The sequence below is a fragment of the Clostridium sp. AF50-3 genome (assembly GCF_003477445.1).
Classification (GTDB): Bacteria; Bacillota; Clostridia; order Lachnospirales; family Lachnospiraceae; genus Otoolea; species Otoolea fessa.
This window is the reverse complement of record NZ_QUDH01000004.1, coordinates 45,982-61,415: the sequence shown is the minus strand read 5'-3', so window position 1 is coordinate 61,415 and position 15,434 is coordinate 45,982. Positions and strand designations below refer to the sequence as shown.

Below are 15,434 nucleotides of genomic sequence, written 5' to 3'. Positions count from 1 at the left end.
TCCTTATTTACTTCTTTTAATCATCACCCTGCACCTCTTCCAGCTTTCCATCTATCAGCGCCCGACAGAATTTCTCTGCCATCACTCCATCCTTGACTACATTTTCCCGGAAACGTATCAGGATATACTCCGTTATAATATTCCGTATTTCCTGATTCGGGACAACGAGATGATATCGTTTTCCATCTGCTTCCCCACGCTTGGTCAGATATCCTGTCATCAGCAGCGCACTCCAGATATTTTCTGTGGATGCATACAACTCCTTGTATGTCAGTTCCTCATTGATTTCCTTCTGAACGGATTCCCCATTTACCAGCGCTTCCAGTTCTGCTTTCGTCAGTTTCTGCTTTTCTCCCATTTCATCAATAAAATGGTAAATCGTCTCATTTCCGCTGGTATTGATCCAATAATTCTGTGGCGGCAGCTCTGAATCACTAATATGATCGCTGCAATAATTGATTACATCCCACGGGCAATAGACATCCGCTTTTCCAAACCGATATCCATCATACCACGCTTTTACCGCCTCATATGTTTCATCCAGATCATAAGCATGAAGCAATGCCCTTACTTCTGCATCTGTAAAACCAAAGTATTCATCAAACGCGGCACTGGTAATCGGATATACTTTAAAATTGTTCAACCCCGTAAAAATACTTTCTTTTGCCACTCTCAGGCATCCTGTCAGCACCGCAAATTTAAGGCTGTCATTCGTTTTCAGGACATTTTCAAATAAATTCCGTATCAAAAGTGCCATCTCATCGTAAAATCCATTCTCATTTGCCTTGGCAAGCGGAACATCGTATTCATCGATCAGAACGATTACTTTTTCTCCAAAATGTTTTTCTAAAAGTTCAGACAGCTCCTGTAAGCTGCTGGTCAGCGTCTCGTCGTCCATATTTTTCCGCAGAAGCTCGTCAAACAGTTCCCGATCAAACCGGGTCAGTTTTGGACTGTCCATCAAAAATTGCAACCGTCTGGCTTCGCGGTTAATTACTTTAATTAAATATCCCTTTGCTTCCTCATACGTTGCCCCATTGACTCCTTTTAAGCTGATGGAAACAACCGGAAATTTTCCCATGTAAGCTTCACATAAAGCTGTATTTTCAGAAATATATAAGCCCTTAAACCATTCCGGCTTCGCCCCGATTTCAAAGAAGCTGCGAAGCATACTCATATTTAATGATTTTCCAAAACGCCGCGGGCGTGTAAATAAATTTACTTTTCCCCACTGGTTTAAAAGTTCTTCAATTAACTTTGTCTTATCCACGTAATAGAAGCCATCTGTTCGAATCTCTTCAAAACTTTCTACCCCAATCGGAAGTTTCAGCCGTTCTTTCACTATGACATCCCCCCGTTTCCATTGATTTTTCTATTTTCCGTTCCCATGTTATAACCATATCGAATTATAATTACAACTTTTCTTTTATCTAATCTCTATTTTATCATCTCTATTTTACTGATACAAGAACAAAAAGAATCCTGATACAGGCACCTCTCAATTTCCTCTCTTCATATACTGCAATATATCCAATATGAAGAGAGGTATCTTTTTCTGGAAACATACAACTACGACGCAGCAGCGGCAGTGCCCGAGGGGGACGCTGAGATGACTCCGGAGACAGATACGGCAGCAGCTGGAATCGGCGACACGACACCGGCGGCTGTGTGAACTGCGGCGGTTCTAACTGGAACACATCCCCCAACGGAACGCTCTGGACCCCCATTTTTTACCACTCACACCTAATTTCATTTCCAGGCACCAAAAAAGTACCGCAATCGCTGTAATTACGGTACTTTCTGGGCTTGACACATTTTCAATTTACAAAGTATATTTAGAATTTCCCAGCCTTCGCAGCTTCCTCGATGCCTACCGCAACCGCCACAGTAGCGCCGACCATTGGGTTATTACCCATACCGATCAGACCCATCATCTCTACGTGAGCCGGTACGGAGGAAGATCCTGCGAACTGTGCATCGGAGTGCATACGTCCCATGGTATCAGTCATACCGTAAGAAGCCGGACCTGCTGCCATGTTATCCGGGTGAAGGGTACGTCCTGTACCGCCGCCAGATGCTACAGAGAAATATTTCTTGCCTTTCTCGATGCATTCCTTCTTATATGTACCTGCTACCGGATGCTGGAAACGGGTCGGGTTGGTGGAGTTACCGGTAATGGAAACGTCTACGCCCTCTTTCCACATAATCGCCACGCCCTCGGTAACGTCATTCGCACCATAGCAGTTTACTTTCGCACGAAGTCCCTTGGAGTAAGATTTTCTCCACAGTTCTTTTACTTCGCCTGTGTAGTAATCCATCTCTGTCTCTACATATGTAAAGCCGTTGATACGGGAAATGATCTGAGCCGCATCTTTGCCAAGACCGTTTAAGATAACGCGAAGCGGTTTTTTACGGACTTTGTTTGCTTTCTCTGCGATACCGATCGCGCCCTCTGCGGCTGCAAAGGACTCATGACCTGCCAGGAAGCAGAAGCAGTCGGTCTCTTCTTCCAGAAGCATCTTACCTAAGTTTCCATGTCCCAGACCTACTTTACGCTGATCTGCTACGGAACCCGGAATACAGAATGCCTGCAGTCCCTCGCCGATCGCTGCCGCCGCATCGGCAGCTCTGCGGCAGCCTTTCTTGATTGCGATTGCCGCGCCTACCGTGTAAGCCCAGCACGCATTTTCAAAACAGATTGGCTGGATCTTCTTTACCTGATCGTATACATCCAGTCCGGCATCCTTCGTGATCTTCTCAGCTTCTTCGATCGAAGCAATGCCATAGCTATTTAATACGGAATTGATCTTGTCAATTCGTCTCTCGTATGATTCAAATAATGCCATTGTGATGTTCCTCCTTAACTATGTACCCTGTGATTATTCCTGTCTCGGATCGATAATCTTAACTGCATCGTCTACACGGCCGTACTGACCTTTTGCCTTCTCATATGCAGTGGTCGGATCGTCGCCCTTCTTGATGAAGTCGGTCATCTTACCTAAGTTTACAAACTGGTAACCAATGATCTGATCTTCTTCATCCAGTGCAATTCCTGTTACATAGCCTTCTGCCATCTCAAGGTAACGCGGACCTTTTTTCAGAGTTCCGTACATCGTACCTACCTGAGAGCGGAGTCCTTTTCCAAGGTCTTCAAGGCCGGCACCAATCGGAAGCCCCTCTTCAGAAAACGCACTCTGCGTTCTGCCATATGCGATCTGGAGGAACAGCTCACGCATGGCGGTGTTGATTGCATCACAGACAAGGTCTGTATTTAATGCTTCCAGTACGGTTCTTCCCGGAAGAATCTCTGCTGCCATCGCTGCAGAATGGGTCATACCAGAACATCCGATCGTCTCTACCAGAGCCTCCTGAATGATACCTTCCTTAACATTCAGGGTCAGCTTACAAGCACCCTGCTGCGGCGCACACCAGCCAACACCGTGTGTTAAACCGGAAATATCCTTTACTTCTTTGGACTTAACCCACTTTGCCTCCTCCGGGATCGGAGCAGCGCCGTGATTTACGCCCTGGGCTACTGGACACATATTTTCTACTTCTTGTGAATAAATCATTATAAGACTCCTTTCGAAATGATTGGATTTTGTACTTTGTTAATTTTATCACATCAATCCTGTCCCTATTATCTCACGAAATTCTCAATTCGTCCATATGTTTTTTGTAACTTTTCAGACGGTTTTCTCATCTTTCTTTCTCTCCAAAAAAACATACAAAAACACGACAAAACTAACGAACAGAATACATCCCTTTACCATGCTGGAAATACTTAACGCCCACCAGATACCGCTAAGTCCCATCACAGAGGACAACAACACCGCCACTGGGATGCGCGCGGAGGTAAAGGTCACGCTGACGATCGACGGATACAGCGTCCGCCCCAGACCGGAAAACGCACCGATCGAGGTCTGTTCCACCATCATAAACATCTGGCTCAGTCCCACGATCCGCAGGTAATTGACGCCGATCGCCATGACCTCTTCTTCCTGCAAAAAGATCGAGAACAACAGACGCGCCATTCCGATCAGCAAAAATGTCGTGCAGAGTCCCCACGCCGCCGTCATCGCGATCGCACAGAAATAGCCGCGGCGCACACGGTCATACCGCTTCGCCCCATAATTCTGTCCGAGGAATGCATTGACTGCCGCCGAAAAGCCATCTCCGACCATCCAGGAAACGGATTCAATCTGACTGCCAACACGCTGTGCCGCCACTGCTAGATCACCCCATCCGGTGATAAGGCGGGTCAGAATCATCGAAATTCCTGCGTAAATCAGGTTCTGCACCGCCGACGGCACACCGATCCTCACGATCTCCCTCCAAACCTTCACCGGAACCAGCACCCAGAGACGCAGATGCGGAAACAGCACCTTTTCCCGCAGGACTGCCTTGAAAAACAGGAGGCTTACGAGCGCCTGTGCCGTGACCGTCGCAGCCGCTGCTCCGCTGACTCCCAGTTCCGGAAATGGTCCGATTCCAAAGATCAGCACCGGATCCAGCACAACATTGAAGACAAGCCCCGCCACGTTGACGATAAACGGTGTCCGGCTGTTTCCCGCCGCCGTCAAAAGTCCGGTCAAGATCGCATTTAGATAAGAAAAGATCACAAGCCCACAGGCGATCCGCACATACCATTCTGCCTGTGCAATCACCTCCGGGCTGTTTAATTTAAAAAATCCAATTAACCGACTGGCTCCAAAGAGCGAAACCAGCCCATACAGCACGGCAAACAAAATTCCCAACTGCAGCGCACCTCTCGCATACTGCGCCGCACTGTCATTTTCTCCCGCACCAAGACAATGGGCGGTCTTTACCTGACCGCCCGTCCTCGCCAAAATCGCAAATCCCTGTGAAAACCAGGTATACATACCTGCCGATCCCACCGCCGTGACGGCGCCTGCCCCGAGGCGTCCGATCCACGCCATATCAGTCAGATTGTAAAGCATCTGAACCAGAGAGGTCGCCATGATCGGAAGCGCCAGCCGGGTCAGTGCCGGGGCGATTGCTTCATTCAGCAAATCTACATGATGAGATTTCATTATTTTGCAGAAAGATACTCGTCGATGCCTCTTGCACCTGCTCGTCCGGCTTCCATCGCGAGAATAACCGTAGCCGCGCCAGTCACTGCGTCGCCTCCGGCGTAAACGCCCTCTTTCGTTGTCTTTCCATTGCTCTCATCCGCCACGATACATCTCCAGCGGTTGATCTCCAGACCTTTGGTCGTATTGGAAATCAGCGGGTTCGGGGAAGTACCCAGCGCCATGATAACGGTATCTGCATCGATCGTGAAATCAGAACCGACCACCTCAATCGGACGTCTTCTTCCAGATTCATCCGGCTCGCCAAGCTCCATATGGCGGCATACGATGCCTTTGACCCATCCGTTCTCATCCTCGAGAATCTCAACCGGGTTGGTCAGAAGGTCAAAATGGATGCCCTCCTCTTTTGCGTGATGTACTTCCTCCACACGTGCCGGAAGCTCTTTCTCACTTCTTCTATATACAATATGAACTTCTGCACCGAGACGCAGAGCCGTTCTTGCCGCATCCATCGCTACGTTTCCGCCGCCGACTACAACTACCTTCTTCGATTCCATGATCGGTGTGTCATAATCATCGCGGAATGCCTTCATCAGGTTATTTCTGGTCAGGTACTCATTTGCGGAAAATACGCCGTTGGCATTTTCACCCGGAATACCCATGAACTTCGGAAGTCCGGCACCAGAACCGATGAAGACTGCCTGGAAACCTTCTTCATCCATCAGCTCGTCGATTGTGATAGATTTTCCGATAACTACGTTTGTCTCAATCTTAACGCCCAGCTTGCGGACATTCTCGATCTCCGGCTGTACAACGCCGCTCTTCGGAAGACGGAACTCCGGAATGCCGTAGGTCAATACTCCGCCCGGCTCATGAAGTGCCTCGAAAATGGTTACTTCATAGCCCAGTTTTGCCAGATCGCCTGCACAGGTCAGACCTGCAGGACCGGAGCCGATGACTGCTACTTTCTTTCCGTTTGTCTTCTCCGGCGCTGCCGGTACAAAACCATGCTCACGGGACCAGTCTGCCACGAAGCGCTCAAGTTTACCAATGGAAACCGCCTCGCCCTTGATACCGCGCACACACTGTCCCTCACACTGGGATTCCTGTGGGCAGACACGTCCACAGACTGCCGGAAGTGCCGAAGAAAGTGCGATGACTTTCGCTGCCTCCTCAATATTTCCCGCTTTTACTTCCTGGATAAACGCCGGAATATTGATGGAAACCGGGCATCCAGCGATACATTTTGCATTTTTACAGTTCAGACATCTCTCAGACTCCGCAACTGCTTCTTCCATATTATAGCCGAGGCATACCTCTTTAAAATTAGTCGCACGTACCTTCGGATCCTGCTCTCTGACCGGCACCTTTTTCATCATATCTCTCTTTGCTTCCATTATTTGTCACCTCCGCACTGTCCGCATCCGCCGTGATGAGTATCGCCCTCTTTCAAGCGCAGCATCGCTCTGCCTTCCTGAGTCTTATAAATTCTCTGACGTTCCATCGCCTCGTCAAAATTAACAAGATGTCCATCAAACTCCGGTCCGTCTACGCAGGCAAATTTGACCTGGTCGCCTACGGTGACACGACAGGCACCACACATACCGGTTCCATCTACCATGATCGGGTTCAGGCTGACAATCGTCGGAATCTCCAGTTTTTTCGTCAGCAGGCAGACAAATTTCATCATGATCATCGGTCCGATTGCAACACAGACATCGTACTTGCGTCCCTGTTTTTCAACTAAATCCTCGATGACACCTGTAACCATACCTTTAATGCCAAAGCTGCCATCATCGGTTGTGATGTAAAGGTTTCCGGCTGCCTTCTCCATCTCCTCGGTCAGAATCAGCAGATCTTTGGTCTTAGAACCTACGATAACATCTACATCAATGCCGTGCTCATGCATCCATTTTACCTGCGGATAAACCGGAGCCGCACCGACGCCGCCGGCTACGAAGAGGTATTTCTTCTTTTTCAGCTCTTCTATATTCTCATGAATAAACTCGGACGGATTTCCAAGCGGTCCTACGAAATCATGGAATGCATCCCCAGCCTTGAGGGTGCTCATCTTCTCGGTAGAAGCTCCCACGGTCTGGAATACGATCGTGATCGTTCCTGCCTGACGGTCAAAATCACAGATGGTCAGCGGGATTCTCTCGCCCTCTTCGCCCATCTTGACGATGACAAATTCGCCCGGCTCACATGCACGCGCTACACGCGGTGCTTCTACAACCATCAGATAAATCTTATCTGCCAGTTTTTCAGCTTTTAAAATCGGGTACATTCTATTCCTCCTTACTGTTATATGAACATTTTATTGTTTGACTTTTCAGAATTCTCAATTATTTTACCACTTTGTCCTATTTTTGACAACCTTAGAGCGATTCCTTTTCCAGCTTCCGATATTCCCTGAATTCATAGCACAAATTGAAAAATGTCTGCTCGCCGCTTCGTCTTACCAGTTCCCAGCCTTCTTTCTCCAGATCAACCATGTGTGTGTCTGCCACATAGGAAAAATCAATCCAGGTGATCTGCGCTGTGTCGCAGAACGGAAGGAACTGCCGGTAAACCGACTCGCCGCCGATGATGACGACGTCTACATCTGTCAGATGTTTTTCCTGTTTCAGCTCGTCAATCCGCACCAGCGTCTCCTCGACACTGTGGCAGATCTCTGCCCCCTTTACGCTCAGAGCCTTCTTTTTTGTCAAAATCAGGTTGATTCTGCCATCCAGCGGTCGCTGAGCCGGGAAGGTCAGAAACGTTTTATAGCCCATCACGATGATTTTTCCCATCGTTTCCTGCCGGAATAATTTCTGATCCGCCGGGATCACCGTCAGCATCTGCCCTTTATTGCCGATACCCCAGTTCCGATCCACTGCCGCAATCAGCTGAAAATGTCTCGGAAACCGTTCCGGAAACTGTCTTTTGAGTGTCTTCATCATGCTCGCCGCATTGATATAGAATGCCTCGTCTGGCTGTTCTTTCTTATCTACATGAGAATGGAACACGCGCTCCATCTCCCGAAGCGCCGCCTCTTCTTCCGGGAACCGGTTCATAATATCAATCATGGCATCACGCTGTCACGAAGCTTCTGCATCAGGACATCCCAGATCGCCGCCTTATCCGCTTCACTGACAAAGCCATAGTGGTTTAAAATAATCTCTTTTGCATCCAATTCCGATGAATACTCGATCGATTCTTCTGCCGCCTTATAGTCTACCAAAAACGACGGCATATAACTCCCATCATGCCCCATGACGCCTACCGTCTCACTGCACAGCATCAACTCATCGTCAATCAGGTAAGACATGGAACATTTCGTGTGGCCGATCGTCGCAAACGCGTAGATCGTATGGTCGCCCAGTTCGATCGTCTCGCCGTCCTCCAGCGATACATCAATCTGTAAATCTGCATCGTCATATTCCGAATCCCATGGAAGCCCCGCCGCTTCTGCCGCCTCGCCGCTTAGACGCCGGATCGTCTTCAAAGCGCCCGGTTTCACTAAAATTTCTTTTGCGCGCTCGGAAGCATATGTTTTCACCCCCGGCCATGCTTTCCGCACCGCCGGAAGCCCCGCTACATGATCATAATGGGAATGGGATAAAAGAACCGCGTCTAACTCTGCATCGCCTAGTTCTCTTTTTATATTTTCCACCATCTGATCGGCAGCATACGCCATCCCCGCCTCGAACAGGAGATTGGCTTTTCCCTTTATCAAAAACACCGCACCGCTTCCGCAGCCAGATACATCGATCACCGTCATTGCTTTCTCATCCTTTTTGTTTGAATTTAAAATCGAACCGAGAAAATTTGAACAAAAACAAATCCTCAAATCCATATTTCGTATTTGATTTTACTGGATCTTTATGAAAAATACAAGGACTGGTTCAAATCAGATGAATGTAAGGAATAATAGGGTAACTGTTCACAAATAGGAATTTTCTGAACTGAAAATTCCGTACGATACAGTTCTCGCAGCAGATTTTGCCGATTTGGAATGCGCAGCATCGGCAAAATCCCGTTGCTGGGCACACATGTGTGAGCAGTAACATAATGGGATTTTTAATAACAGAATGCCGCAATTTCATTCCAAACAAACGGAACAATATCTGAGCGGGTGTGGCTGGGATACTCGGACAGATTTTCTAAATTATAAAAAGGATCGGCACCGATATGAAATCGTGTGTTTCGTTACACAGATTCCGGATCAGCGCCGATCCTCTGGGTGGTTGGTTTTAATTTAGTAAATTATGGGGAAGAGCTGCGCCCCAGCATGCTCAGTGGCTTCAGCGTGCTCAGTGCCCCAGCTCAAAAAAGCTGCGCTTTTTCGCTGGACGGGCTGCGCCCTATAAATCAGTCCAGCAAGACAGTTCCTTATGGGCAAGCACAACGTTCCTGTCTTACTGCCCTGCTTTGCACTGCTTATGCCTCAACCATGTACGGATATGTTACATCCAGGCACGGTACTCTGAGTTCTTTGATGGTTCTCGGGCTTAACCAGCGATACATGTTGATCTCGCTGCCGGCTTTGTCGTTGGTTCCGGATGCTCTTGCACCACCGAACGGCTGCTGGCCGATAACTGCACCGGTCGGCTTGTCGTTGATGTAGAAGTTTCCGGCTGTTCCTTTAAGTGCATCTTCCATCTTAACGATAGCTTCTCGGCCATCTGCAAAGATTGCTCCGGACAGACCATAGGACGTTGCGGTATCGCAGCTTGCCAGAGTCTCATCCAGTTTGTCATCCGGATATACATATACGGTCATAACCGGTCCAAAAATTTCCTCTACCATAGTCTTGAAATCTGGCTTCTTAGCCTCAATCAGGGTCGGATATATGAAATATCCCTTGGAATCATCGTATCCGCCGCAGATAACTTCTGCATCCTCGGATGCTTTTGCATAGTCGATGTACTCTTTGTTGGTCTTGAATGCGGATGCATCGATAACAGCGCCCATCAGGTTTCTGAAATCGGTTATATCGCCAATTTTAATCTTCTCAATCTCTGCCAGCATACCCTCTTTAACCTGCGGCCAGATGCTTGCCGGAACAAATGCACGGGAAGCTGCGGAGCACTTCTGTCCCTGATACTCGTAGGATGCTCTTGTCAGAGCTGCTACCAGACCCGGTACATCTGCGGAATTGTGAGCAAAGATGAAGTCCTTTCCACCAGTCTCGCCAACCAGACGCGGATATGTTTTGTATTTCTTGATGTTCTCGCCTACTAAGGAGTAAACACCGCTGAATACTTCGGTAGAACCTGTGAAATGGAATCCTGCCAGATTCGGATCGCTTAATACGTACTTGCTCATGTCAGAACCACGGCTCGGTACGAAGTTGATAACACCTGCCGGAAGTCCTGCAGCCATCAGGGCCTGCATTACATAGTAGTTGGAAAGAACTGCTGTGGTAGCCGGTTTCCAGAGAACTACGTTACCTGCGATCGCCGGAGCGGTCGGAAGGTTAGCACCGATGGATGTGAAGTTGAATGGGGAAATCGCGGTTACGAAACCTTCCAGTGGACGGTACTCGATGCGGTTCCAAACATTCGGTGTGTTGTTCGGCTGTCTGTCATAAATCTGCTGTAAGTAGTATACGTTGAAACGAAGGAAATCAATCAGCTCGCAGGTATCAATCTCAGCCTGATATGCGGTCTTGCTCTGTCCTAACATGGTAGCTGCATTTACTTTATCTCTCATCGGACCAGCGATTAAATCAGCTGCTTTTAAAAAGATAGATACGCGGTGTTCCATCGGCATCTCGGTCCATGCTTTTCTAGCTGCCAGAGCCGCTGCGATTGCATCCTTTAACTCTTTCTCACCGCCGGAAGCTGCTTCTGCGATTACATGAGCATGGTCATGCGGCATAACTGCTTTGGTTTTTCTCTCTGTCCAAACTTCCTTACCACCGATGATCATCGGAACCTGAACAACCTGTGCGGACTGGCGCTCCAGTTCTTTCTTTAAGCTGGCTCTCTCCGGGCTTCCTGGAAGATATGCTTTTACCGGCTCATTTTTCGGCATCTCTACTTTGAAATATCCATTGCTCATTGTTCATCTCTCCTTTTTGACATTTTGTCTCATTCGTGATTATGATATGAAAACTTTTCTCGCTTTATTTTCATTAAATCTAACTCTTTCTTGTTATTTTTCATATTAATGAATTTCTATGGCTAAATATTAGCACGTTTTTCATTTTGTGTCAATACTATTTCATATTTAAAAATACATATTTTCATTATGTTTTTCTGTGCATATCGCATAATATCTTTGCTTTTTCCTGTATTCTGTTTTGGATTGTAATTTTTATCGATCTTACTGTTCACGCATACGTGCCCAGTAACGGAATTTGCCGTGGCTTCGCATTTAAATACGGCAAATTCCTGCTGCCACCACGTTTTCTTACGGCACTTTCGCTTCCAAAAGTGCCCACCCGGGAACAGTAACTATCGATTCTTGTAATTCTGTATGTTTTTTTATGCTTTGTTTACGGGACATGGTTTTTGTGGTATACTGATCCCGCCTGAAACAACTCACAAAAGTGAGTTTATCCTGAAAATAATTCACTTATATGAAAAAGGAGTTTGATTATGCTTAAATTAGAACGTACCAGCGTCATGAATCTGGAAAATGCCATGCGCGGTGCCCGCAATCCGATGAACAGCTGGGGACGGATGGACAGCTTTTATGATGAGAATGGCAAATATAAACTGGGACCGAATGATCTCGACCTTGCGAAACGTCTCCGCAAAGCAGGCAGCGACCACCGCAAGTTTCTGCGCCAGGTATTTGTCTCAGTCGATGTGACCGCACCTCTCTACTGGTGGAAAGAATATGATACTTATAAAGTAGCGACCGTCGCCAATTCAACCAGCACGATGCACAAAATCGCCAGCAAACCGTTTTCGATGGACGATTTCAGCTGCGACCACATGACAGCCGGAACACGCGCATTTATGGAAACAGTTGTCGCCAAGCTGGAGGAAATCCGCCTGCGTTATCTGGAGACAAAGAATAAGGATGACTGGTATGATATGATCCAGCTGCTGCCGAGCAGTTATAATCAGATGCGGACTTGTTCGTTTAATTATGAGACACTGATTAATATTTATTATGCCAGAAAGGATCATAAGCTGGCGGAGTGGCATACATTCTGTGACTGGATCAAGACTTTGCCGTATGGGGAAGAATTGATTATTGGGGAAGGAAAATAGATAATTAGTTTGATTTTCGTGAGAGGGACGGAGAAAAAGCCGCCCGGGCAAAAATGATCAGGTTTCGAGGACTGGGATTTTCTAGGCATCTTCGGTTTGATTAAAAACAGAAAGAAATCCTCACAAAGCAAGTTTGTTGCGGTTTCTTTCAACATCAAATCCGAATCTGCCAAGTAAATCCACAGTCTCGAAAATTCCATTTTTGCCCGGGCGGCTTTTTCTCCTGTTTATTGGATGATAACTTGGTAAAATTTAAGATCCTGGTGTCATCCAGCGCATGAATGCGGCTGGATGACGGCGTAGGATCTTTTTTCGTTCCGTATGATAAATTACTTTGTCCACCATCTACTTTCTTATCTAACTATATTCAAGAAAGTCCCCCATGTCTTTCTTCTAAATACTGAATGTGCGCTTAGAAGAAATGTTTAGTTATGGCAGAGAACTGGCATTCCCTTGTATACTTTCTCGTAGAGAAGTTTTGCTTTATCAACCGGCAGATTGATGCAGCCGTGGCTGCCGGAATACTGGTAGATGGTTCCGCCGAATTTACTTCTCCAGCTTGCGTCATGGAAACCGATGCCGCCGTTGAATGGCATCCAATAGTCTACGTGACTTTCATATTCATATGTGCCGTCTGCCCGTTTGGCGCCGCGCAGAACGCGGTCGGCCTGCTTGTAGGTCAGGCTGTAAATACCTTCCGGGGTTGTGTAGTTTTTGGATACGTTTCCGGTTACGCACGGAGCATCCCAAGTCAGGGCGCCGTTTTCGTACATATATACATGCTGGGCGCCGAAATCAACTTCTGCGTAGGTATTGCCCCAGTCTGCGTCTGAATGGCTGGCTGCCTGCTGGGAGAACTGGACTTCACGTTCCTGATTGATACCTGTCTGCGCCATCAGAACCAGGTTGTCTGTCTCTGCAGTCTGGTCAATCTTCCATCCATAAGGGCCTGTCAAGGCTACCTCTTTTCCGGAAGTGGTATGGAAAGTACGGGTAGTTCCAGCTGTGTCGTATTTCGCTGCCAGCGCCTTGATGTAAGCAGCTGCCTTATCGCGGTCTACAGTAATGACACCATTCTCGCCGCCTGTATACCAGCTGACATATTCAGTACCGGACAGTGTCTCGGTCGCATCACCGATATGGAAGGTGATGGTCGCATTTTTAGCCTGGTTCATCTGGGCGCAGAGTGCTTTTAAGGATGCATCGCCGGAAGTCACCTGGAGCGGTGTGTAACATCCCAATGCTTCCAGATCGATCTCTGTCATGCCGGAGGCGATCGCCGCATTGATCGCCGTCTGTACCTTTGCCTTATCCACAGATTCTCCCTTTACTTCCGGAACAATCGTGAAATCTTTTCCTTCTTCCAGGCGGATATATGGGCATCTACCGTCGGTGCTACACTATCTGACATACAATTTAAGGAAGCAATGCGGTTTGCAAGCATCGTCTGATCGCAGGAAAGCGGCATCGCGATCGTCAGCGCTCCTGCTCCAGCTACCCCTGCTGCCTGCTGGTCAATCGCTGCCTGCAGCTCATTTGTAATCACTACTTTATAGCCGATCTCCGCTGCGGTGATCTCTTCTGTCTTGCCTCCACGTTCTTTAATCGTTAATTTATAAGAACCGTAATTCTGCTCCAGCTTTGCCTTCGCTTCCTCGTTGCTCATTCCGCCGACTGCGACGCCATTTACACTTGTTCCATTTGCAAAACTGCCATCTGCCAGTACTGGCTGTGCAAACATCAGCACTAGTGCAGCTGCCGCACCAGTCATTTTAAGTATACTCATACTTTTATTTTTCATTTTTCACAAACCTCTCTGCCGCGCCATCCGGCTGCGACCTGCATGTATGGATTCTGAATCCTTATTATAGCAGAGTCGGAAAAAAAGTCCAGACCGATTCTAAAAAAGATCGTCAAAAGATCCAATTCGTAAGAATTTCTTAACGGTTCCTTTTTTCTTTCATTTTTTCCATATTCATGATTGCAGTTTTTCCATTTTGCAGTATGATGGTATTCATTGCAAATGGGAAGTATAACTTTCAGGACGTCCTTAAAAATGTTTAAAATTTTCATGTTCCCAAAAGCGCCAAAAGGACCGCCGCATCTGGCATGCCCTCTTCTAAGTAAACAAGATTTTTATTGTTATCTTGGTCTGCTTAAAAGGAAATATGCCAGTCTGCGGCAGTCCTTCTTTCTATTTCCGGTCAATTTCCGGATTGACATGCACCATAATGTGTTTTACCTTCGGAAATGTCTTTTCAATGCTGTTATGCACCAACTCGGCAATCTTGTGCGCCTCCCGCAGCGGCATGGAACCGTCTACCTCAATCTCAATGTCCGCATAAATTTTATTGCCAAAGATCCGCGTCTGAAGCAGGTCAATCCGCGCCACATCTGGATTCTGAAGAACGCAGGCGCGCAGCTGTTCTTCGGTCTTCTCATCACAGGAATGATCGACCATTTTATCCATCGCATCTTTAAAAATCTCATACGCTGCTTTCACGATAAAGACGAAAATAACCAGGCTCGCGATCGGATCCATGACCGGAAATCCCATTCTCGCGCCCACGATTCCGACCAGCGCACCGATCGAGGAAAACGCATCGGAACGGTGATGCCATGCATCTGCCATCAGTGCGCTGGAATCAATCTTTTTCGCATAATATCGGGTGTACCAGTACATCGCTTCTTTACTGACAATGGATATAACAGCCGCTGCCAGCGCCAGCATTCCCGGAACCTGCAGGTGACTGTATTCTCCCTTGAGCACGTCCGTAAGCGCCTCCACGCCAATCCCCAGACCTGTCATAAAGAGAACCATCGAGAGGACAATCGCAGCCACACACTCCATCCGCTCATGTCCATACGGGTGCTCCTTGTCCGGCTGTTTGGACGACAGCTTAATTCCAATCACCACGATCATCGTGCTGAACACATCGGACGCCGAATGGATACTGTCACTGATCATCGCATTCGAATGTGCGAACACACCCGCTAACAGCTTCATAAACGACAAAAGGATGTTCACTACTATCGTTACAAAAGACACCTGATTTGCCACCTTCTGAAAATCGTTCTGTTTCATATTCGTTACCTCCAAAAAATATCTCATGGCACTAACGATAGGTGGGTGCTGCGGTTTAACCCGTAAAAAAGTATAAAAAAA

13 protein-coding genes are annotated in these 15,434 nt (G+C 47.5%); 1 reads left to right on the top strand and 12 read right to left on the bottom strand.

Going from position 1 to position 15,434, the window contains the following annotated elements; genetic code table 11:
* Nucleotides 1–16: 16 nt before the first annotated feature.
* The 9 genes from DW085_RS06050 to pruA form a co-directional block, all read right to left on the bottom strand.
* Nucleotides 17–1,342, bottom strand: coding sequence for an AAA family ATPase (locus DW085_RS06050; RefSeq protein WP_118491816.1), 1,326 nt, complete (start codon nucleotides 1,340–1,342; stop codon nucleotides 17–19).
* Nucleotides 1,343–1,835: 493 nt separating this feature from the next.
* Nucleotides 1,836–2,846, bottom strand: coding sequence for a GGGtGRT protein (locus tag DW085_RS06045; RefSeq protein WP_117796353.1), 1,011 nt, complete (start codon nucleotides 2,844–2,846; stop codon nucleotides 1,836–1,838).
* A gap of 33 nt (nucleotides 2,847–2,879) precedes the next feature.
* Nucleotides 2,880–3,572, bottom strand: a complete 693-nt coding sequence (locus DW085_RS06040; protein WP_022359683.1) for a hypothetical protein — start codon at nucleotides 3,570–3,572, stop codon at nucleotides 2,880–2,882.
* Nucleotides 3,573–3,686: 114 nt separating this feature from the next.
* Nucleotides 3,687–5,033: an MATE family efflux transporter gene (locus DW085_RS06035; RefSeq protein ID WP_333489810.1), complete on the bottom strand. Its 1,347-nt coding sequence runs from the start codon at nucleotides 5,031–5,033 to the stop codon at nucleotides 3,687–3,689.
* A 20-nt stretch (nucleotides 5,034–5,053) separates the two neighbouring features.
* A complete protein-coding gene (gltA, locus tag DW085_RS06030; RefSeq protein WP_118482366.1) occupies nucleotides 5,054–6,451 on the bottom strand; it encodes an NADPH-dependent glutamate synthase in 1,398 nt (465 codons plus the stop codon).
* A complete protein-coding gene (locus tag DW085_RS06025; RefSeq protein WP_118491812.1) occupies nucleotides 6,451–7,341 on the bottom strand; it encodes a sulfide/dihydroorotate dehydrogenase-like FAD/NAD-binding protein in 891 nt (296 codons plus the stop codon). Before DW085_RS06025 ends, gltA begins: the two co-directional genes overlap by 1 nt.
* Nucleotides 7,342–7,432: 91 nt before the next feature.
* Nucleotides 7,433–8,125 carry a dihydrofolate reductase gene (locus DW085_RS19075; RefSeq protein WP_347474993.1) on the bottom strand — a complete coding sequence of 231 codons (693 nt, stop codon included), beginning with the start codon at nucleotides 8,123–8,125 and terminating at the stop codon, nucleotides 7,433–7,435.
* On the bottom strand, nucleotides 8,122–8,820 hold the full coding sequence (locus DW085_RS06020; protein ID WP_182430826.1) for an MBL fold metallo-hydrolase: 699 nt from the start codon (nucleotides 8,818–8,820) through the stop codon (nucleotides 8,122–8,124). The genes DW085_RS19075 and DW085_RS06020 overlap by 4 nt, the downstream gene beginning before the upstream one ends.
* A 659-nt stretch (nucleotides 8,821–9,479) precedes the next feature.
* On the bottom strand, nucleotides 9,480–11,105 hold the full coding sequence (pruA, locus tag DW085_RS06015) for an L-glutamate gamma-semialdehyde dehydrogenase (protein WP_118491810.1): 1,626 nt from the start codon (nucleotides 11,103–11,105) through the stop codon (nucleotides 9,480–9,482).
* 539 nt (nucleotides 11,106–11,644) lie between these two features.
* Between pruA and DW085_RS06010 the strand changes: the two genes are divergently transcribed.
* Nucleotides 11,645–12,268, top strand: a complete 624-nt coding sequence (locus DW085_RS06010; protein WP_118482364.1) for a hypothetical protein — start codon at nucleotides 11,645–11,647, stop codon at nucleotides 12,266–12,268.
* A 425-nt stretch (nucleotides 12,269–12,693) separates the two neighbouring features.
* Here the strand turns inward: DW085_RS06010 and DW085_RS06005 are convergent, their stop codons facing one another.
* From DW085_RS06005 to DW085_RS05995, 3 genes are all read right to left on the bottom strand, one after another.
* On the bottom strand, nucleotides 12,694–13,584 hold the full coding sequence (locus DW085_RS06005) for a L,D-transpeptidase (RefSeq protein ID WP_243033948.1): 891 nt from the start codon (nucleotides 13,582–13,584) through the stop codon (nucleotides 12,694–12,696).
* Between the two features lie 11 nt (nucleotides 13,585–13,595).
* The gene (locus DW085_RS19625) at nucleotides 13,596–14,054 is read right to left on the bottom strand and encodes a hypothetical protein (RefSeq protein WP_243033947.1); all 459 of its coding nucleotides are present in this window, start codon (nucleotides 14,052–14,054) and stop codon (nucleotides 13,596–13,598) included.
* A gap of 408 nt (nucleotides 14,055–14,462) precedes the next feature.
* Complete coding sequence (locus DW085_RS05995) at nucleotides 14,463–15,353, bottom strand: cation diffusion facilitator family transporter (RefSeq protein ID WP_118467837.1); 891 nt, start codon at nucleotides 15,351–15,353, stop codon at nucleotides 14,463–14,465.
* Nucleotides 15,354–15,434 lie beyond the last annotated feature (81 nt).

What these genes read in the sequence shown, in the direction of transcription:
- DW085_RS06045 (WP_117796353.1), bottom strand. Translation starts at nt 2,846, where the DNA reads ATGGCATTATTTGAATCATACGAGAGACGAATTGACAAGATCAATTCC.
- DW085_RS06040 (WP_022359683.1), bottom strand. Translation starts at nt 3,572, where the DNA reads ATGATTTATTCACAAGAAGTAGAAAATATGTGTCCAGTAGCCCAGGGC.
- gltA (WP_118482366.1), bottom strand. Translation starts at nt 6,451, where the DNA reads ATGGAAGCAAAGAGAGATATGATGAAAAAGGTGCCGGTCAGAGAGCAG.
- DW085_RS06025 (WP_118491812.1), bottom strand. Translation starts at nt 7,341, where the DNA reads ATGTACCCGATTTTAAAAGCTGAAAAACTGGCAGATAAGATTTATCTG.
- DW085_RS19075 (WP_347474993.1), bottom strand. Translation starts at nt 8,125, where the DNA reads ATGATTGATATTATGAACCGGTTCCCGGAAGAAGAGGCGGCGCTTCGG.
- DW085_RS06020 (WP_182430826.1), bottom strand. Translation starts at nt 8,820, where the DNA reads ATGACGGTGATCGATGTATCTGGCTGCGGAAGCGGTGCGGTGTTTTTG.
- pruA (WP_118491810.1), bottom strand. Translation starts at nt 11,105, where the DNA reads ATGAGCAATGGATATTTCAAAGTAGAGATGCCGAAAAATGAGCCGGTA.
- DW085_RS06010 (WP_118482364.1), top strand. Translation starts at nt 11,645, where the DNA reads ATGCTTAAATTAGAACGTACCAGCGTCATGAATCTGGAAAATGCCATG.
- DW085_RS19625 (WP_243033947.1), bottom strand. Translation starts at nt 14,054, where the DNA reads ATGAGTATACTTAAAATGACTGGTGCGGCAGCTGCACTAGTGCTGATG.
- DW085_RS05995 (WP_118467837.1), bottom strand. Translation starts at nt 15,353, where the DNA reads ATGAAACAGAACGATTTTCAGAAGGTGGCAAATCAGGTGTCTTTTGTA.